The sequence below is a fragment of the Algoriphagus yeomjeoni genome (genome assembly GCF_049821175.1).
Lineage (GTDB): Bacteria > Bacteroidota > Bacteroidia > Cytophagales > Cyclobacteriaceae > Algoriphagus > Algoriphagus yeomjeoni_A.
Map to the genome: position 1 here is coordinate 2,874,836 of NZ_CP187512.1, position 20,393 is coordinate 2,895,228.

Genomic DNA, 20,393 nt, shown 5'->3' on the forward strand with positions numbered 1-20,393 from the left:
TTTTCACTGAACTTATGAGCAAAACATTCAGCTTCCCCATCTACACTACCATAAGTGATACACCCACCCCTTACTGTGAAGAAATTGATCCTGAAGTATTTCTTTACCCATTTTTCAATCAAGGGGTTTCAGCGAAACGAAAGGCATTTACCGATCGAAAAACTTCCACTTTAGGAGAGTCCCTATTACCACGAGAAGAAGGATTATTGCCTATCCGTGGCTTTATTTTTCATACAGCACACTGTGGATCTACCCTCCTAGGCAGAATGATTGGCTCATCACCCCAAGTAAGAATGATCTCAGAACCTGAAGCAATAAATGGCCTTTTGCTGTCTTATTTGATGCACCAGATCACTGAAGCACAAGCTCTGAATCAACTAAAGCAAATAATTGAAGCGTATGCTATCTCGGGAGATGGTAAGAAGTCTATCATTTTCAAATTAACTTCTTGGAATGTATTCTTGATTCAGCTTTTCCAAAAGCTTTATCCAAGTTCCCCGTGGATTTATATAGACCGGGAGACCGAAGAACTTGTTAAGATACTCACAAAGGAAGATGGAGGATTTATCGATTGGTGGCATCATCCAGTAGATATTTTGAGAAAACATTTTGTAGAAAGCTCTATATGCGAGGATCAAGAGAGTTACCTCCGCCATATGATTGAAGGACATCGGAAAAATGCTTTAGCAGCAAAAAACTCCAATGCCTTATTGATAAATTATCCTGATTTTCTCACAGCTTTTCCTGAAATTTTGGCACATTTCCAGCTAACCTTTTCTTCAGAGGAAATGGCAAATGCATTAGATTTTCAACGATTTGAGTCCAAGCAATTTGACCCTATTCTCTTTGAACCGATCGTATAACGTCTCTCAAACCTTCTATAAAGAACAAGATGAAGCAGTACCTTTTCAATCTAATATTTTTCTTTTCAATATTGGCAAATGTCACTCTCGCCCAAGAGACGCTATATAAATCCGAAACACTTCAAATCCAGCAAATCAGCCCAAATACTTTTGTCCACATCAGCTACTTAAATACCGATGATTTTGGGAAAGTGGCCTGCAATGGAATGATCGTCATGAACGATGGAGAAGCTCTGGTTTTTGATACGCCGGCTAATGAAGAAGCCAGTCTGGAGTTGATCAACTGGCTGGAAAAAGAGCAAAGAGTAAAAATCAAAGGGGTTATCGCAACCCATTTTCATTGGGATTGCTTGGGTGGATTGAATGAGTTTCATACCAAAGGAATTCCCTCCAACGCTTCTGACAAAACAATCAAGTTGGCGAAAGCCGCAGGATATCCCACTCCTGAAAATGGCTTTAAAAAGAAGTTGACTTTGGAAGCCGGAGATCTAACAGTCATCAATCAATTTCTAGGTGAAGGTCATACCAAGGATAACTTTGTCACCTACGTACCTGCAGACAAAGTACTTTTCGGTGGCTGCATGATTAAAGCACTTGGCGCTAGAGAAGGAAACCTCGAAGACGCCAACGTCGCTGACTGGTCAAAAACGGTTTTAAAGGTAAAGTCCACGTTTCCTAAAATTACTGTAGTGATCCCAGGACATGGGAAAGTTGGTGGGACGGAATTGTTGGATTATACGGAGGGGATGTTTACCCCAAAATTTAAACCCTGATTTTCTCCCTTCCCACTGAACTCTATTCCTCGCTGGCTGTTTTGTAACTATTCAAGAAACATGAAACTATGCAATTATTAAAAGGAAAAACCGCACTGATCACTGGTGCAGGCAAAGGACTAGGTAAGGCAGTAGCCTTGGAATTAGCAAAAGAAGGAGTTCATCTGGCAATACTATCCAGAACAGAATCAGACCTACTAATGGTTAAAGAAGAAGTAGCTTCAATTGACTCCTCATTGAAAGTTGCGATTGCTGTTGCTGATCAATCTGATTTTAGGACAATCAAAACCGCCATCGCTTCTTTGATCTCTGAAGTTGGAGTTCCTGATATTTTGGTGAATAATGCTGGAACCGGGAAGTTTGGGAAATTCATGGATCTGGAAGTTAGCGAATGGGAGCATATCGTGAAGGTCAATCTTTTTGGCGTTTACTATGTAATCCATGAAGTACTTCCAGGAATGCTGGAGCGCAAGTCTGGCGATATCGTAAATGTCTCCTCTACTGCCGGACAAAAAGGAAATGCGATGACAAGCGCCTACAGTGCTTCCAAATTTGGGCTGAACGGACTGACTGAATCACTGATGATGGAAGTTCGCAAATCAGATATCCGAGTATTTAGCATGAGCCCCAGCACAATTGCTACAGACTTAGCCATGGATAATAATCTGACGGACGGTAATCCAGACAAAGTCCTACAACCCGAAGATTTTGCTGAATTGCTCGTAGCTCATTTGAAGTTGCCAAAGCGTGCTTTAGTGAAGGAAGTAGGACTTTGGTCTACCAATCCTTAGTAATAACAAAAAATTATTTACTAAATCAACCCAATCCCTTATAGATAGCTTCCATAAGGGATTGGGTTCAGTTGGTTGTTTATCCTAGCCGTAGTGATAAATGGCAAACCTTCCTCTATTATTTGACAAAAGTCAAGGCATTAGCTCTCCTATCTACTTAGCTTTAAGGGAATTATCAAAATCAATAAACTCCCTATGAAACAACTAAGGTTCCTAAGTCTTTTTTTTATTTCTAGTATAGTTATCAGCTGTAGTAGTTCTTCCAATGAACAGACCTTTGACAGTTCTGTTCTTCCAAAAATGTCTCAAGAGCAGACAGAAAAAGTCATCGAAGACTTTATCATGGCTGAAGACGGAGCGACGATTGAGATTCCAGGCGGATTTTATGAATTAAACACCCAATTGATTCTTGACAATAAGTCAAACATTACCATCAAAGGTGCTGGAATGAAGGAAACTGTCCTTTCATTTAAAAACCTCAAAACCGGTGGAGAAGGTATCAAACTAGTAGGAAATAACCTGACTATCCAAGATCTAACCGTAGAAGATGCTCCAGGAGATGGAGTGAAAGTACAGCTTACCGATGGCATTACTTTTCGCAGAATCAACGTCACCTGGACGAATGGAGACAAGTCACAAAATGGTACTTACGCCATTTATCCTGTGCAGTGTAAAAATGTGATGATCGATGAAGTAATTGCTTCTCACTCGCGCGATGCAGGAATCTATGTAGGCCAATCTGAAAACATTATTGTCAAAAACTCTCTTGCCTTCGGAAATGTAGCTGGTATAGAAATCGAAAACTGCGACAATGCAGAAGTATTCGGCAATGTAGCCCGTGACAATGCAGGTGGGATTTTGGTTTTCAACTTACCAGGCTTGCCGAAAGCTGACGGTGCAAAAACCAAAATCTACGATAACGACATCATCGAAAACAACCATGAGAACTTTGCAACAGCAATCGGTGAAGGGCCAAATGGTAACACAGTGACAATGATCCCTCCTGGATCTGGCGTGATTCTTTTGGCTGCAAAAGAAGTGGAAATATACAATAACAGAATCCTTCGCAACAAAACTACAGGCGTAGCAATTGCCAGTTATCAAATCACAGGATTCCCCAGCGAAGCTCCAAATTGGTCACCTTACACCTCGAATATTTACATTCACGACAATGAATATGACCGGAGTAAAGGTTTTCCTGATCTAACCCGCGAACTCGGACAGTTGATCAGTATATACAATGCCCATGGCAAAGCCAAAACTCAGGATATCATCTACGATGGTATTTGGGATGAGTCCATTAGCAAAGACATCACTACCAATCCGATGAACGTTTGTATAGCGGAGAAAAATATGGTAGATCTGTTCTTTACCAGATTCGATCTAAGCGAAGGTGAAGACAACATCAAGTCTTATGAAAACGCTACACCGTTTCAAAACTGCAACGTTACTGTAACTACAAACGTCAGCCAAATCGCTGAAATGTAATGAGAACTAGTGAAAATTTCTGGGGGTTCAATCTTGTTTTATCAATTACGGTTTTAATCGTTGCCTGTAAAACCGAACCCGAAACCGCAGCTGTACAAGAACCTACTTTATTAGAAGAATCGGCAGATGGCGTTTTCCCATACGGAAGGCTTTCCACCTATGGTTTCTTTTCTGGTGAGTTGAATGAATTGAGCCCAGTGGAAGAAGTGGTTCCTTACAAACCTGCCTCTTCGCTTTTCACAGATTATGCACTGAAAAGCCGTTTTATATTTTTTCCAGAAGGAACAAAAGCCTCGCTTATTGAGAATGAACTTGATTTTCCTCAAGGCACTGTTCTCATCAAGAACTTCTATTATCCGGAAGACTTCAGAGAACCAGAAGGCGCCAGAAGGATCATAGAAACAAGACTATTGATCAATGAGGAAAAAGGCTGGGTAGCCTATCCTTACATTTGGAATGAAAGCCAAACTGAAGCGATCCTAAAAGTAGTAGGCGGAGAAATCGAGGTATCTTTCACAGATTATGATGGAAAAGACCAAGTAATCAACTACCTCGTTCCAAACAAAAATCAGTGTAAAACCTGCCACAACAAGTCTGAGGTATTGGCTCCAATTGGAGTAAAAGTTCAGCACCTGAATAATAAGCTGGAATTTACTTCAGGCAAAGCTAACCAATTGGCGTACTGGACAGGGTTAGGTAAACTAGAAGGATTTGAGGGAGAAAAGGCCCATCCAGCGATGATTAACTATGAGGATAAAAATCTTCCGCTGGATGACAGAGCTATGGCTTACCTGGACATCAATTGCTCGCATTGCCATAGCGCAGAAGGCCCGGCAAGCACTTCTGGGCTTTTCCTAAAATATGATCAAAAAGATCCGAGGAAACTAGGGGTGAACAAAATTCCGGTTGCAGCAGGCAATGGTGCTGGAACTTTTGACTTTGATATCGTACCTGGCAATGCCGATGAATCAATCCTGACTCATCGCATGAATTCAACTATAGTTGGGATTGCAATGCCGGAGCTAGGACGCACAACTGTCCACAAAGAAGGTGTACAGCTCATCAAGGACTGGATAAATGGGATGAAGTTGGAGCATTAAAATATGTCTGTGTATTATCGTTCCATAGGAACGAATAGTAATTTTAATCAAACGTTCCGATGGAACGTAAAACATAAATCCAAGACTCCAAGACAACCAACCAGATGTCCCTCTGGGACAAAAGAACCGCCCTCCAATTGTGCGGTGAACTCAGTGATTAAAAAAAATGCCCCCAACTTTAAAGTCGGAGGCATTTTACATTACTGAATTATTCCTTAGAAAGTAAATCCAGCGGACAATTTGAACCCTCTGTTATATACATCTGCATCGCTGTCTTTGAAGATCGGAGTAAATCCGTAATCATAAGAAGCTTGCACGTTGAAGCCTTTTGGAAGGTTATAACCTACACCTAGAACCAGTCCCAAGTCAGTTTCTTTAATTGCGTCTGAATCGTAAGAAATGGTATTTCCAAAGAAATCACCTTCAAACTTAGATCCTGCTAGAAAGGAAATCTGAGGTCCAGCGAACACGTTAAAACCATCTCCTGGATACAGTCTAAATAGTACTGGAACCTCCACATAATTCAAAATCGCACGGCTGTCTACAAAATCATCATTCTGAGTACCTTTAACAGAATAATAAACACCCGGCTCCAACGCTAAACGATCTGTCATAAATAGCATGGTGTATCCACCTACGTGGAAACCTACCCGGTTTGTGTAGGAATTTTCAGAGACATCATCTCCCCCAAAATTGAACAAACTGGCTCCACCTCTGACACCGAAGCCTCCTAGTTTTTCAGATGATTGGGCCTGTGAAAGCTGGATTACTCCGAATCCAAGGGCAAGAATTAGCAATACTTTTTTCATAGTCATATACAAGTTGGTTTTCAAACTGTATTCCCACGACCATGCCAATAATTATTTTTGGTAACTGCTTTTTAACTAATAACCTTCTTATCGATGTAACTTGAGTTCATTAAACTCAATGCACCCATGTATTTCATGTCAAAGTTTAGGGTATCTCCGACTTTGTAATTTTTGGGGTTTTTCCACAAATTAATGATGAGCATATCGGAACTACCTCCAAGGATTTCATATTCACCATCTATCGGAATCAGATATTTTGGATCCACGTCAAGCAACCCTATGTCGATGATCGCTCTAAAAGAACTTTGTCCATAGAGAGATTCGTCGATTTCAGCAGTCTCTCCCTGAGGGTTAGCAGCCAGATTACCAACTGGTAAAAGCGGTTTCTCCTGCATTTCTATTATTTCCGCATGCAGTTCAAACACATCGCCATTCATTCCTTCGATCAATTTTTCCTCAAATAAATCAAGCCCAAAATAAAGCGTTTCCCCTACTCGAAAATGATTGATTCCTTTAGGTAATTGGTGTGTCAACATCAACGGAATAGTAACCGAAGTCCCAGCAGATACCCACGGGATTTCCTTGTTGAATTTGAGCTCTATGATTTGCTTGTAAAGTGAAAGCTGAATGAGTTTATCTGCAGATGGCATTACGCCATTTAAGCAATTCAAATTCGTCCCCAGTCCTATCACCTCAATGTTTGGAAGTTGGAAAATTTGGGAATAAAATTCCACCAATTGCTCTCCCATTACTCCTTCACGAAGGTCTCCAGTCTCGACCATGATGATGATCTTATGCTTCTTGTTTTGCTTGACCGCCTCTTTGCTGATCCATCGGATCGTCTCCAACTCGCTGTTCAAGCTAACATCCGCAAACTGAACCATCTTCCGCACATATCTTTTGGATACAGGCTTGATGTAAACCGTTTGAAGTTCCGGATTAAGTCCTTTGACAATTTCCAGATTTCCAATCCTACTATCGTGGATCTCCTTCACACCAAGGTCTATAAGTTCTTGGACAAAAAGTTTGTTGCCACAAAGTAATTTGGACACAGCTCCCCAGGATACTTCTCTATCTTCAAACGTTTGTTTGAGAAAATCAAAATTCTCTTTGAGCTTTGTTCTATTAAGTGTTAAATAAGCCATCTCACTTAGTCAACCTCATTTCAAGGTATTTGTTGGTGAAACCAATTCTTTCGTAAAGATTCTTCGCTGGATTATCAGGCTCCACGTGCAATGCGATGGAACCATTAGCCATTTTGATAGCCATGTCCATGATTTTCCCACCAATACCTTTTCCTCGTTGCTCAGCATCTACAGCAATATAAACCAAGATATTCTCAGGAATATAGCCGGACATACCTGTTTTATTCATGATCAGAGCGCCGAGAATTTTCCCCTTTTCACGAGCCATCACTACAAAACCACCGGCGTGCATACTTTGATCTAGGGCATAATCCAGGCACTTCATAATATCCTCCTTGGGATCACCATATTGACCAAGGTGAAGAAAAAGGAAGTCTGCAATCTCATTTTTCTGTAAATAAGTCGCATTGTCAATAGTTGATAGAGTTTCTAGCTTGATCATATAGATTTTAACTTTGAACTGTTATTTTTTTCGAAATAAATCACTGACAAAAACGTCAGCAAAGAGAGCGTAAGCCCGAATAAATTGGCATCTAAGCCAAATGGAAGTTCGACTTCGGTAATAATCAATCCCGCTGTCAGCGAGCCTCCAGTAATCATAGAAGCAGTAGCTGCTTTGGCACTGGTCTGATTGAAAAACAAACCTGCAACCACGGGTACCAGTAGCCCAGAAACCATAAATGCATAGGAATATAACATCAAACTGAGAACCTCTGTCATCTGCCAAGCTATTATAATAGCAACGATGCCTATCGCTAAAGTTAATAACTGAGAGATTCTCATCTCTTCCTTTAGAGATTTCTGTTTGAAATATTTCCCAATAATATCTGTAGTCAGGTTACCTGAGGCGGCCATCAGACAGGAATCTGCAGTAGAAAGAACTGCTGAGAAATATGCTGACATCATTAATCCCAATATACCTGCTGGTAAGATCTGGCTTAACAGCACAGGAAGCCCCATCTCTGGATCCATCGCAGTGGTGAACCCTTCCAGCGCACCCTGCTCGACAGCCACTCTTGATAGTAAACCCAAAGAAACGCCTAAAAGTGCCATAATCGGCCATTCAAATAGGCCGGCGATAAACCAAGCCTTCTTCGCAGACTTCACATCCCGAGCTGCAAAAATCCGCTGATAAAGTGTCATCCCCACAAACCAGATTGGAATTATGGTAATTCCCCAGTTGGCGAGATCCTGCCAAGTAAGGTTGGAAAAGGAGAAGAATTCCTGCGGCAAAGTGCTTTGAATCCCTTCCCAGCCTCCTACATATTTGTAAGAAATAGGAATCCCAATGAACATCAAACCCGCCATCAAGATTATCCATTGGATAGTATCGGTATAGATCACTGCTTTCAAACCACCCATTACGGTATAAACTACTGCAATAGCTCCCATGATCAGCAGTGCATAAGTTAGATCAAGCGCTTCAAAAGTCCCCGAAGCGAGCTTGGCGCCAGCCAAAAGTTGTGAAGAGGTAAAACCCAAATACCCGAGAAAGCAGATCACTGCTGCGACTTTGGCTGTGGTGGAATTATACAGATGCCCGATGATCTGTGGAAAGGTGAAAAACTTAGCAAAAGCTGGGTCTGATTTTACTCTCGGAATCAAAACTACCGCAGCGAGCCAAGCGCCCAGAAGACCTGTAAAAAGCATCCAGGATCCGGAGAGCCCCATTACAAATCCTAGTCCACCGAGTCCAATCGAGAAACCTCCTCCTACATCAGTGGCTACTACGGAAAGACCTATATGCCAAGGCCCAATACTGCGACCTCCCACATAATAATCCTCCTGACCTGAGTTCTGTTTCATGTAAAAAAATCCCACACCCAGCATCGCCAGCATGTAGGCCACAAAGATCCCCAGATCTAAATAACTCATACCTATTTTCTATTTGTAACAAATTCCTCTTGAAATATAATTTTTCAAAGTTAAGCAATAAGGCTCATATTCAAAATTTTATTGGGTTTAAAGGATAAATTTGATCATTCAGTGCAATTTTAAATTGGAATAATTCTATAAATAAAGAAAAGGACGGAAGTCTGAAGACCGAAGACCGAAGCAGGGTAATTGTAAAAATTAAAAGAATTCTTGTGGGTGGATAAAGTCTGTTCAGGGATGAATGAAATAAAGCAAATTCTCAAATCGAAAGATCGAAATAGAATAGCTAGCGCAGGATCTGGCTGGACGGGTGTAATTAGCCTTACGTTTTATTTCAAGTAATAAGTAAAATCCATTTCAGCTGCCTTTTGAATTCCTTCATCATTGACCATAACAAGAGTCACTTTATCAAAAATCTTGGGACCTTTTCCGATAGTTACAAATTCAATTAGCACACGATTTTCATCAACAAATAAACTTAAGCATTCAAGCTGAGTCCTATGCTTTGGCTTAAATATTCCACTATTCTCAATAGAACAATTTGCATATGCTTCAATAATCTTCCATTCATCGGTTTCAGAATAAATTTCAGCTTTAAGCGTGTCTCCACCGGATAAGGAATCAGGAAATGTATGTGTGATAAAATTAAGATCGTCCTCAAATTGCATTATCTGATGTCCCATTTGATCATTTGCAGCAGTACTTTTAGTATTACTTTCACTTTTACAGGAAGTAATGATTACGCTTAGAATAAAGTATAAGATTGGTTTCATTCTTTTCATTAGCTACAAACGTTTAAGTGTAGCTGCCGTGCGGGCTTAGATGCTGTTCACTGTCTGTCAGCACAAGACAAGCAAAGTGGTACAACGGTTCAAGTTTGCACATCCTCCCGCATGGAAGCTACACAATGTTGCCAGCCGTAAGATTAAGTCCGATATTTTTTTGATTGAATTTGAAGTTATTTTTTTCTTGTAAAATTATATTGAAGTTTAAGGCCAACATTCAAAATAGACGTTTTTAAAGTATCATTAATTTCTGGGTTAGGTGAACCTCCTGGAATTACTCTTGTTGTCATAGAATAGTCAAAGTTTGAGTTTTGGTATGATAGCTCAATCCCCCAGTTTAGTTTTGAAGATTTTTGATACTCGATATTTATTGAAGCCCCTAATAGAAGAGCTTTCAAATTTGGGAGATCACCATCATGCGCCCATTTTAGAGGGGGATTTGTTGTTGTATATGTCAGAATGCTTTCATAGTACGGATAGTTTGTGAAAGCGATACCTGAATAAACACCAACTCCAAGGTTAAAAATCCCTATTTTTTTTTCGTATCCCAGACCCGGAGCAGCATGAAATATTTTGTAGTCTTCATGTTCAAATTTTTGATCTCCGTAATTTGTAGAAAGGAACTGAGTAATACCCTCAGTCCATACGCTATTAAATGTGTATCCTGTTCGTAAACGTAGCCCAAAAGATTGATTCAACATATATTTCATTTCTATATTAAAAAAGTAGCCGGATTCCGCAAAACCACTCTTTGATTTGTCTATACCTATCACCAACGGGTTTTGCACATCCTCTGGTGTATAAATTGCTGAACTAATAATGTCCTTGTTCCCAAATGAGCCAATAGGAATCGCCCGTCCGCCACTAACAGAAATACTAAATCTGTTATAAATATCATCTTGACCAAGTAAGTCCAGAGATAGTGTTAGCATCAACACGCATAATATGATGAAGTTTTTCATGGCCAAATCTTGAATCAATTTTTAGAAACTATAACTCTTTGTCTATGGATCAATTTTCCCTCAAAGGAAATTGACAGCACATAATCACCATCTTTAAGGTCGGATATGTCAATGGAAGAGCCGCCCCTATATTTGGAGACTTCTCTTTTGGCCGAACCATCAAGACTTTCTATGAAAAGACCAAATTCAAGATCTTCATTTAAATCCACTGAAAGAGATGTTGCAGAAGGGTTGGGATATACCATAAATGAGCCAAAATTGTAAAAGGTTACACTTCTTGTGGCTAGAGTGGTTGAGCCGTTCTTCGCAGTGACTGTAAAGCTAATCGAACCACCTGAGGTCATTGTAAATGAAACCGTAGCCCCGGAAGCTATCCATCCGTTTATAGTACCTGATGTTTTTTGCCAAGTGAAAGATGTTGCATTAGGGCAAGTTACAGTTGCTGAAACACCACCTGTTGAAACACTGTTTACAGTATTAAGATTTTGTCCATTGTTACCAGCATTGTTATAGGTGCCTTCAAGGCAAACATTGGTCTGTATATTTAAAGTGAAATGCTGTGTCTTTACAGAACCGCAAGCTGAACTAATATTGAGTCTTAAAGTCGCTGTGCCGCTATGAGTAGGGGAAAGGGTTACTGTGCTTTGATTGGAGGCGGATGAAATATAAATTTTATTAGACCCACTTGATATTGACCATGAATAATTAACCCCAGAAATGTTATTCACAGAAAACGTCCTAGGACTCAGCCCAACAATATTTGGATTTCCTGAGATTGGCCCTATATACGACCAAAATTCAATTGGTGAGGGAGGAATATTTTCTTGACCTGTCAAATGATACCATGATCCAGTAAGGTTATGAGCAACTAAAGGTCCGTCAAAATTGTATTTTGATAGATACTTAACCATAGAACCACCTCCAGTTGCTTCTTTTACCGCAGAATGATCACCTTGAGAAAACTTGTAGTATGCAATGTTAGCTGAAGTTTCTGAGCAAACTTGAACATATTTACCGCTATTTTGGTAAGCTGAGGCTGACTTTATGCCTTGCGAATTCGGGCAGGTATAGGGTGCTGGTATTTGACCGCCAATCCAACTTGGCGAGGTGCACCCATTTTCAAAATAACTGATTACAAATCCATGACAATTGTAATACGCACTTGGGTGGCAATTCGACAATCTTTTCGAACCGTATAAGGATTCACTTATTTTCCAATAGGAATCGCTTTGATCTGACCAGCAGCTGCCTTGAGAAAAAGCTGAAATAAAAAGGTTTATGATTAAGAGGAAGCTTAAAAAAAACTTTTTCATAATTTTAAAATTTTGTTGAAAATAATGTTTTTCCTGTTCAAATATTGACCCTCAACTGTTTTCGATCATTAACATATTTATCTAAAGGTCAATTGTTTTTCTTTTTGAATATCATAATTTGTAAGCGTCACTTGTCAGTATGCTGCGTTTTGTCCGACCCTATGGCTGGCAACTGTTTATATGCGCAATTGCGCATATTTCATTTTTATCTAGAAAATCCTGATCATTCAGAGCTCACTAGCTTTCGATTCCTCAAATTAGGAGAAAACCTTCATTAAAATACTAACCTGAGCTTTTAACAACTAATTTTTCTTCAGGACGTCCAGAAATTTATTCTTGTTTTAAGGTTAAACCTACTAATCCACCAAGTTGCGTCTATTTCTATATGTGGATGATATACGCAACTCCAATCTAGCATCACCACAAACCAAAAAAAGCCGACTCTCGCCGGCTTTTTCTATATTCTGTGAATTCTAAAATCCAATTATACTGTCTCGCTCTTAACTGAAGCAGCGAAATATTCTCTGTTCATTCTAGCTATATTCGTCAAGCTGATGCCTTTAGGGCATTCTGCCTCGCAAGCACCTGTATTGGTACAAGCGCCAAATCCTTCTTCATCCATCTGAGCAACCATCTTTTCTGCTCTTGTCATTCTTTCCACTTGACCCTGCGGAAGCATCGCCAACTGGGAGATTTTCGCAGAAGTGAATAGCATAGCAGAAGCATTTTTACATGCTGCCACGCAAGCTCCACAACCTATACAAGTAGCCGAATCAAAAGCTTCATCCGCAATTCTCTTCGGAATAGGAATCTCATTCGCATCAGGGACACCACCAGTATTCACCGATACATAACCCCCAGCTTGGATTATTCTATCGAAAGAGCTGCGATCTACCACTAAATCCTTCACCACTGGGAAAGCTTTCGCTCTCCAAGGCTCGATCGTAATGGTATCCCCGTCAGAGAAAGACCGCATGTGAAGTTGACAGGTAGTAGTTTGTTTTGGACCATGTGGATGGCCATTAATATACAATGAGCACATTCCACAGATACCTTCACGGCAATCGTGATCAAAATGTACTGGATCTTCTCCTTTGGCAGTAAGTTCCTCATTCAAAACATCCATCATTTCTAGGAATGACATGTCAGTGGAAATACCATCTATTGGATAGGTGACAAAACCGCCTTTATCACTGGCGTTCTTTTGTCTCCATATTTTTAATGTCAGTTTCATGTGTTTATATTTTTTTTTCAATGGCCACATGGAATCTCGCACGGTGTACAACCTTAACTCTGTGTATCGTTTTCGACATGCTCGATTTCATAATATAGTTATGAATTAAAGTCTTGAATTTATTTGTAAGATCTCTGAGTCAGCTTTACGTTTTCGAATTCTAACGGCTCCTTGTTCAATTCTTCAGGAGCATTTTCAGCTATGAATTTCCAAGCAGCTACATACGCATAATTCTCATCATCTCTTAGCGCCTCTCCTTCTGGAGTTTGAGATTCTGTTCTGAAGTGTCCACCACAAGACTCATTTCTATTGAGTGCGTCATCTATCATCAATTCTCCCAACTCCAAGAAATCAGCCACTCGGCTTGCTTTCTCTAACGTCTGATTCAGTTCCTCATTGGCACCAAGCACTTTCACATCTTTCCAGAAATCTTTTTTCAGATCTTGGATCATGCCTTTCGCTTTCGTCAAGCCTTCTGCATTTCTAGCCATACCACAGTATTCCCACATGATATGTCCCAGTTTCTTATGGAAGTAATCCACAGTTTTACTGCCGTTGATACTTAAAAGCTTTTGGATTGCATCTTTCACGCCTTTTTCTGCTTTCGCAAATTCAGGATGATTCGCGTCAACCGGTGCTGGGCCTATTTGTGCCAAATAATCACCGATCGTATAAGGAACTACAAAGTAACCATCTGCCAAACCTTGCATCAAAGCTGAAGCTCCCAATCGGTTTGCTCCATGATCTGAGAAGTTTGCCTCGCCCAAGGAATAAAGCCCTGGAACAGTAGTAGACAAATTATAATCAACCCAAAGCCCACCCATCGTATAGTGTACCGCTGGATAAATCTTCATTGGAGTCTGGTAAGGATTCTCACCAGTGATCTGCTGATACATGTCAAACAAGTTGCCGTATCTCGCACGGATCGCATCTTCACTATCACGATTAATTGCATCTCGGAAGTCAAGGAATACAGCCTCACCTGTTTCATTGACGCCACGTCCTTCATCACAAACTTCTTTCGCATTTCTGGAAGCAACATCTCGAGGAACAAGGTTACCAAAAGAGGGATACTTTCTCTCCAAGTAATAATCCCTATCCTCCTCCTTGATATCTTTTGGCTTTATTTCTCCTTTGCGTAGTTTTTCTGCCGTCTCTTTAGTCTTAGGTACCCAAACACGACCGTCATTTCTAAGTGATTCAGACATCAAAGTCAACTTAGACTGATGATCTCCGGACACTGGAATACAAGTTGGGTGAATTTGAGTGTAACAAGGATTAGCGAAATAAGCGCCTTTCTTATGCGCTCTCCATGCTGCAGTTACGTTTGATCCCATCGCATTGGTAGATAGGAAAAATACGTTTCCATAACCACCTGTACAAAGTAGAACCGCATGAGCAGCATGAGTTTCGATCGCTCCTGTGATCAAGTTTCTAGTCACAATACCGCGTGCATGACCGTCGATAGTCACGACGTCCATCATTTCGGTACGTGGATAAAGTTTCACTTTACCATTGGCAACCTGACGGCTCAACGCTGAATAAGCACCAAGAAGCAACTGCTGTCCCGTTTGGCCCCTCGCATAGAAAGTTCTGGATACCTGCGCTCCACCGAACGAACGGTTGGCAAGCAATCCTCCATATTCTCTGGCGAAAGGTACACCTTGAGCAACGCACTGATCGATGATATTTACAGAAACCTCTGCCAAACGATAGACATTTGATTCGCGGGAACGGTAATCACCACCTTTGATGGTATCGTAGAATAGTCTGAAAACAGAGTCACCGTCATTCTGATAGTTTTTGGCAGCGTTGATCCCACCTTGTGCAGCGATAGAGTGCGCACGACGAGGGCTGTCCTGAAAGCAAAAAGCTTTGACTTTATACCCTAATTCTGCCAAAGAAGCCGCAGCAGATGCACCAGCTAGACCAGTACCTACTACGATTACTTCGTATTTTCTCTTGTTTGCCGGGTTCACCAGCTTACTGTTAAACTTATGTTTAGTCCACTTTTCGGCTAAAGGGCCAATTGGGGCTTTTGAATCTAGTATCATAAGGGACTATTGATTAGCTCTGTGTGAAATAGATGTAAACTGGCATGCTGGCGAATAGAATCGGAACCAGGATGCAATAGATTTTTCCGATTGCCTCGATGGCTGGCGAGTATTTCGCATGATTCAAACCTAGGGTCTGGAAAGCACTTGCAAATCCGTGAGAAAGGTGAAACGCTAAGAAAGCCATTGCAACTACATAACCGATGACCATCAACTCATTTTGGAATGCAAAGCTCACAATGCTGAATAGATCCTTGTATTGCTCACCTTCATAAGTTACAATCGGTAGGTCTCCCCAGTGCATTTGAGCCCAAAAACTCTGCATGTGCACCACGATGAAAATTAAAATGATGGTACCAAGAATTCCCATATTACGGGAAGAAAGTGTGGTAGAAGGTGGTGAAGAAACACCATAACCAACTGGTCTTGCTGATTTATTCCTTCTGGAAAGCCAAATAGAAAATATCACGTGACCAATGATAGAAATATAGGTCAGGTAAGAAAGTAACTTCACTGCAGGATTAGTGGTCATGAACTTGGCATAAATATTAAATGCCTCTCCTCCATCACCTTTAAATAACAGTAAATTACCCGAAACGTGACCTGTCAAAAACAGGATCAGGAAAAGTCCGGTCAGTGCCATGATCAATTTCCTGCCTATTGTGCTACTCAAGGTTTTTGTAACCCAGCTCATACAATTTTTGCGATTAGATTAAAACGAAATCTTTGATTAATTGTGCCAAATTTACATTTGGAACAACTAGCAAACAATCCATTCAAATACAGTTCTCTTATTTTAATCAGTTCTAAATAAACTTCAACCTTTGAAGAATTTGTTGGCGTCATAACTAAATGAAGAGATTTAATGTTTGAAATTGCAGAGATTTTCTACTTACTTCTATTTATTTCGTATAGAAACAGAAAGTAAGTTAAAACCTATGAATAGGATAAATTCGTACATTCTATTTCTCCTTACTAATGAACTTGACCAATATGAAGCTGAAACTCACCCTAGGACTTTTTTTAATCTTCCTGATTGCGGGAATTTCTGAATCTTGGGCCACACATATTAGAGCTGGAGAAATTACAGCCGAGAGAGTCTCTCCGCAAACTCTAGAATACGTCATAACTGTTGTGGGTTATACAGATACAAGGTCAAATGTAATTTTTGGACCTGGTGAAATTAATTTTGGAGACGGCAGAATCGTTGATGGGCTTAATACAGAAACTGAATTTTCCTTGGTAGAGGACCTAGGTAATCAAATTGAAAAAAATACGTTTGTAATCTATCACACTTTTCAAGGACCTGGAACATATACCATTCGATTTCAGGAATTCAACCGAAATGACAGAACATTAAATATGGACAACTCGGTGGATACTCCTTTTTATGTAGAAACCACCATCACCATTGATCCATTTATTGGGGTTAATAACTCTCCAGTTTTGACAATTCCTCCAGTGGATAATGGAGCAGTGAACGTTCGATATATTCATAATCCAGGTGCTTACGATCCAGATGGAGATAGTTTGGCATATGTAATGGATATACCTAAGCAGAATTTTCAACGACCTGTAAACAACTATAGAAGCCCTGCGTCTGCAGAATTCAGTTTTAGTCAAGAAGATGGTACTACCCCAGCATTTTTAAGATTAGATCCAATAACCGGAGATTTGATTTGGGATGCTCCTGGTACCGCAGGACAATTTAATGTGGCATTCAGGATTAACGAATACCGTAAGCTCAACGGGAAATATGAGCTTATCGGAAGTGTAGTCCGGGATATGCAGATCATTATTGAAAACTCAAACAATAGGAGACCTGAGTTGATCTTGCCTCCTGATATTTGTGTAGAAGCTGGGACGAAAATAGAAGAAATCATTCAAGGCCAAGATCCTGATGGAGACCCTATCAAAATCGAAGTATTTGGCGAGCCCATAGAAATTACTACTTCTCCAGCCACGTATTCGCCAGAGAGCGAATATCAAGTAAGTCCGGGAATTGTAAACTTCGATTGGCAGACTGTCTGCAATCACGTGAGAGCAAGGGAATATGAGGTCAGGGTGAGAATCACAGATGATCCAAGTTCTGGTCCAGCACTAGTAGACATTAAAACGTGGCGAATAAAGGTGGTCGGTCCGCCGCCTGCTTTTGATGAAATAGAACAAATGCCTGGTAGAGAAGTGGAGCTTAAGTGGGATCCTTATGTTTGCGCCAATTCAGCAAATGAAATGCAGATTTGGAGAAGAATAAACTCAGATCCTTACCTGCCAGATAGCTGCGAAACTGGAATAAGAGCCGGTTATGAACTAATCGGAACTACCAACATGCAAACGATGGATTTCCTTGACACTAATGGTGGACAAGGTTTGGCTCCTGGAAACACCTATTGCTATAGATTGGTAGCAGCCTACCCAGAACCTAGGCTTGGAGAAAGTATAGTCTCTGATGAGATTTGTGTGACTATCGACGTGGATGTACCTATCATTACAAATGTCAGTGTAGAGGAAACCGATCCTACTGCTGGCGAGATGTTTGTAAAATGGACCCCGCCGTATGACATTGACAGAGTCCAGTTCCCGGGTCCGTATAGCTACGAGCTTTTGCGAAGCACAGGATTCACGGGGGATGCCGGACAAGTTTCTTTGGGAATCACCTCCGATACGCTTTTCACCGATACAGGATTAAATACCCAAAACCTGGTTTACAATTACGAGGTAGTTCTTCTTGATAGAAATACTAAAATTGATACATCCTCGAAAGCTTCATCTGTTTGGACAGATTTGACTATTATCAATGAGGCAATAGAAGTTAATTGGGCATTCACTGTCCCTTGGAACAATGCAGTAAGCGAGTTCAGTCATGAGGTATATAGAAACCGAACAGATCCAGCGGCTGCGGATGATGCTACTTTTGTGAAAATAGCTGATGTGGATGTGACATCTGAAGGTTTCAGCTATTTAGATGATGGTAGCTTCAACGGAATTCCGCTTGAGAAAGAATTAGAATACTGCTATTACGTCATTACAAAAGGATCTTATAATGTAGCTGGACTAGTTTATCCTCTTGAAAACAAATCTCAAATAGCTTGTGCTAAGCCTGATGATAATCGCCTTCCATGCCCTCCCGTATTAACTTTCGAGGGTCCAGAATGCACCGAGTATCTTGCTGAAGTTCCTTGCAACAATTCTACCTATGAGCATGATTTAAGCTGGGTTCCTGACTTCACAGGAGAGTGTGATGATGAGCTAAGTGGCTATAAACTCTACTTTACTCCTGACGGAGAATCTGGCCAATTTGAATTAGTGGCAGAATTATCTTCTCTAAACTTAGAAACTACAATTTCTAATCTACCGAACTATAGAGGTTGCTATTACATAACAGCAGTAGATCGCTCAGGAAATGAATCTGAGCCGAGCAATATTGTCTGCGTAGATAACTGCCCAAGCTATAATCTACCGAATGCATTTACTCCAAATGGAGATGGATTTAATGAAACCTTTATGGCTTTTGACAATCCATTTGCGCAATGCCCAAGGTTTGTTCTGGGAGTTGATATTCTGATAGTCAATCGTTGGGGCGTGGAAGTTTTCGCTTATAACAGCCTGGAAAGCAATGAAAATGATATTTATATCAGATGGGATGGCACAGATAAAAATGGAAATGAGTTGCCAGCTGGAACCTATTATTATTCAGGCAATGTTGTTTTTGACGTTCTCGATCCTGCGAAAAAAGAGCAGACCCTAAAAGGAACGATCCAACTTCTTAGATAATGTCAGATAAATCCATCATTTTCTTTGATGGGGTATGCAACCTATGTAATACTTCCATTGATTTTGTAATCCAACGCGATAAAAAAGATCACTTCTTAGTTGGAGCATTGCAAGAGGATTTCAGTAGGCAAATACTTTCCAAATTTGAGGTTCGCGAGGATTATTTAGACTCTATTGTACTTGTAGAAAAAGGAGAAATCTATTACAAAAGTACTGCAGCGCTTAAAATCGCAAGAAATCTCTCAGGACTCTGGCCGGCTTTGTATGCTTTTATTCTACTACCCAAATTTGTTAGAGACCCAATCTACGATTGGATTGGAGCAAACCGATATCGGTGGTTTGGAAAGAAAAACACCTGTAGACTGGCTAGTCCCGAAGAAAAAGCTAAATTTCTTTCCAAAGAAAATCTAGAGCAAACCGGTTTTGCTGTGTTGTAACATCGGACTTTACTAGCAAACCGACATTTGAGAAAAGACTTATATTTGCCCCGAACAAAAAACACCAATTAATGAAGGCATTTGTTTTTCCGGGCCAAGGCGCCCAATTCCCAGGAATGGGGAAAGCACTTTATGAAGAGAGTACCGAAGCAAAAGAATTATTTGAGAGAGCAAATGAGATCTTGGGTTTCCGCATCACAGACATCATGTTTGACGGAACTGCTGAGGAACTCAAGCAAACTAATGTAACCCAACCTGCTGTATTTCTTCATTCTGTAATTTTAGCCAAAACAACTCCTGATTTTGCGCCAGATATGGTTGCAGGTCATTCTTTGGGCGAACTTTCAGCCTTGGTAGCCAATGGTACGCTTGCTTTTGAAGATGGACTAAAACTAGTTTATCAGCGAGCGCTAGCTATGCAGGAAGCCTGTGAGATCAATCCATCCACGATGGCTGCCATTTTGGGTCTAGCGGACGAAAAAGTAGAAGAAATCTGCGCGAGCATCACTGAAGAAGTGGTGGTTCCTGCAAACTATAACTGTCCTGGCCAACTAGTAATCTCAGGTTCCAACAAAGGAATTGAGATTGCATGTGAAAAGATGAAAGAAGCTGGAGCCAAGCGTGCCCTTCCACTGCCTGTGGGCGGAGCTTTTCACTCTCCATTGATGGAGCCAGCGCGTGAAAAATTACAAACAGCTATCGAAGCAACTACCTTCCATACACCTAGCTGCCCTGTTTACCAAAACGTGAGCACCACGGCAGTTACTGAAATATCAGAAATCAAAGCCAATCTAATAGCACAACTCACTGCTCCTGTGAAATGGACACAATCTGTTCAAAACATGGTTGCAGATGGCGCTACAGAGTTTGTGGAATGCGGACCTGGAAAAGTGCTTCAAGGCCTTGTGAAAAAAATCCATGCTGAAGCAGAAGTTTCTGGATTATAAAATAAGAAGTCACTGAAAACAACTAGGTGATTTTAAAAAACGA

18 protein-coding genes are annotated in these 20,393 nt (G+C 40.6%); 8 read left to right on the top strand and 10 right to left on the bottom strand.

Going from position 1 to position 20,393, the window contains the following annotated elements:
- Window positions 1-14 precede the first annotated feature (14 nt).
- From ACPUEN_RS11450 to ACPUEN_RS11470, 5 genes are all read left to right on the top strand, one after another.
- Window positions 15-863, top strand: a complete 849-nt coding sequence (locus ACPUEN_RS11450; protein ID WP_425636005.1) for a hypothetical protein — start codon at window positions 15-17, stop codon at window positions 861-863.
- Window positions 864-892: 29 nt separating this feature from the next.
- A complete protein-coding gene (gene bla / locus ACPUEN_RS11455) occupies window positions 893-1,636 on the top strand; it encodes a subclass B1 metallo-beta-lactamase (protein WP_425636006.1) in 744 nt (247 codons plus the stop codon).
- A gap of 68 nt (window positions 1,637-1,704) precedes the next feature.
- Window positions 1,705-2,427, top strand: a complete 723-nt coding sequence (locus ACPUEN_RS11460) for a 3-ketoacyl-ACP reductase (RefSeq protein ID WP_425636007.1) — start codon at window positions 1,705-1,707, stop codon at window positions 2,425-2,427.
- Window positions 2,428-2,622: 195 nt separating this feature from the next.
- Window positions 2,623-3,915 carry a parallel beta-helix domain-containing protein gene (locus ACPUEN_RS11465; RefSeq protein WP_425636008.1) on the top strand — a complete coding sequence of 431 codons (1,293 nt, stop codon included), beginning with the start codon at window positions 2,623-2,625 and terminating at the stop codon, window positions 3,913-3,915.
- Entirely contained in the window at window positions 3,915-5,015 is a 1,101-nt protein-coding gene (locus ACPUEN_RS11470; protein WP_425636009.1) for an SO2930 family diheme c-type cytochrome, read from the top strand. The genes ACPUEN_RS11465 and ACPUEN_RS11470 overlap by 1 nt, the downstream gene beginning before the upstream one ends.
- A 215-nt stretch (window positions 5,016-5,230) precedes the next feature.
- Here ACPUEN_RS11470 and ACPUEN_RS11475 read toward each other — a convergent pair whose 3' ends face one another.
- The 10 genes from ACPUEN_RS11475 to ACPUEN_RS11520 all read right to left on the bottom strand — a co-directional run bounded on the left by ACPUEN_RS11475 (window position 5,231) and on the right by ACPUEN_RS11520 (window position 15,886).
- On the bottom strand, window positions 5,231-5,824 hold the full coding sequence (locus ACPUEN_RS11475; RefSeq protein WP_425636010.1) for a porin family protein: 594 nt from the start codon (window positions 5,822-5,824) through the stop codon (window positions 5,231-5,233).
- Between the two features lie 71 nt (window positions 5,825-5,895).
- Entirely contained in the window at window positions 5,896-6,969 is a 1,074-nt protein-coding gene (locus tag ACPUEN_RS11480; protein ID WP_425636011.1) for an alanine racemase, read from the bottom strand.
- 1 nt (window position 6,970) lies between these two features.
- The gene (locus tag ACPUEN_RS11485; protein ID WP_111610639.1) at window positions 6,971-7,411 is read right to left on the bottom strand and encodes a GNAT family N-acetyltransferase; all 441 of its coding nucleotides are present in this window, start codon (window positions 7,409-7,411) and stop codon (window positions 6,971-6,973) included.
- A complete protein-coding gene (locus ACPUEN_RS11490; protein WP_425636012.1) occupies window positions 7,408-8,844 on the bottom strand; it encodes a sodium:solute symporter family protein in 1,437 nt (478 codons plus the stop codon). The genes ACPUEN_RS11485 and ACPUEN_RS11490 overlap by 4 nt, the downstream gene beginning before the upstream one ends.
- Before the next feature lie 329 nt (window positions 8,845-9,173).
- Window positions 9,174-9,626, bottom strand: a complete 453-nt coding sequence (locus ACPUEN_RS11495) for a hypothetical protein (RefSeq protein WP_425636013.1) — start codon at window positions 9,624-9,626, stop codon at window positions 9,174-9,176.
- Between the two features lie 176 nt (window positions 9,627-9,802).
- On the bottom strand, window positions 9,803-10,591 hold the full coding sequence (locus ACPUEN_RS11500) for a hypothetical protein (RefSeq protein ID WP_425636014.1): 789 nt from the start codon (window positions 10,589-10,591) through the stop codon (window positions 9,803-9,805).
- Between the two features lie 14 nt (window positions 10,592-10,605).
- Window positions 10,606-11,904, bottom strand: a complete 1,299-nt coding sequence (locus tag ACPUEN_RS11505) for a hypothetical protein (protein WP_425636015.1) — start codon at window positions 11,902-11,904, stop codon at window positions 10,606-10,608.
- 484 nt (window positions 11,905-12,388) lie between these two features.
- Window positions 12,389-13,138, bottom strand: a complete 750-nt coding sequence (locus ACPUEN_RS11510; RefSeq protein WP_425636016.1) for a succinate dehydrogenase/fumarate reductase iron-sulfur subunit — start codon at window positions 13,136-13,138, stop codon at window positions 12,389-12,391.
- 119 nt (window positions 13,139-13,257) lie between these two features.
- Window positions 13,258-15,192 carry a fumarate reductase/succinate dehydrogenase flavoprotein subunit gene (locus tag ACPUEN_RS11515; RefSeq protein WP_425636017.1) on the bottom strand — a complete coding sequence of 645 codons (1,935 nt, stop codon included), beginning with the start codon at window positions 15,190-15,192 and terminating at the stop codon, window positions 13,258-13,260.
- Between the two features lie 13 nt (window positions 15,193-15,205).
- A complete protein-coding gene (locus ACPUEN_RS11520; RefSeq protein WP_425636018.1) occupies window positions 15,206-15,886 on the bottom strand; it encodes a succinate dehydrogenase cytochrome b subunit in 681 nt (226 codons plus the stop codon).
- A gap of 299 nt (window positions 15,887-16,185) precedes the next feature.
- On the opposite strand from ACPUEN_RS11520, the gene ACPUEN_RS11525 reads away from it, so the two are divergent.
- From ACPUEN_RS11525 to fabD, 3 genes are all read left to right on the top strand, one after another.
- Window positions 16,186-18,966: a gliding motility-associated C-terminal domain-containing protein gene (locus tag ACPUEN_RS11525; RefSeq protein WP_425636019.1), complete on the top strand. Its 2,781-nt coding sequence runs from the start codon at window positions 16,186-16,188 to the stop codon at window positions 18,964-18,966.
- A complete protein-coding gene (locus ACPUEN_RS11530) occupies window positions 18,966-19,403 on the top strand; it encodes a thiol-disulfide oxidoreductase DCC family protein (protein WP_425636020.1) in 438 nt (145 codons plus the stop codon). The genes ACPUEN_RS11525 and ACPUEN_RS11530 overlap by 1 nt, the downstream gene beginning before the upstream one ends.
- Before the next feature lie 71 nt (window positions 19,404-19,474).
- Entirely contained in the window at window positions 19,475-20,350 is an 876-nt protein-coding gene (gene fabD, locus ACPUEN_RS11535; RefSeq protein WP_111610631.1) for an ACP S-malonyltransferase, read from the top strand.
- The last annotated feature ends 43 nt before the right edge of the window (window positions 20,351-20,393 follow it).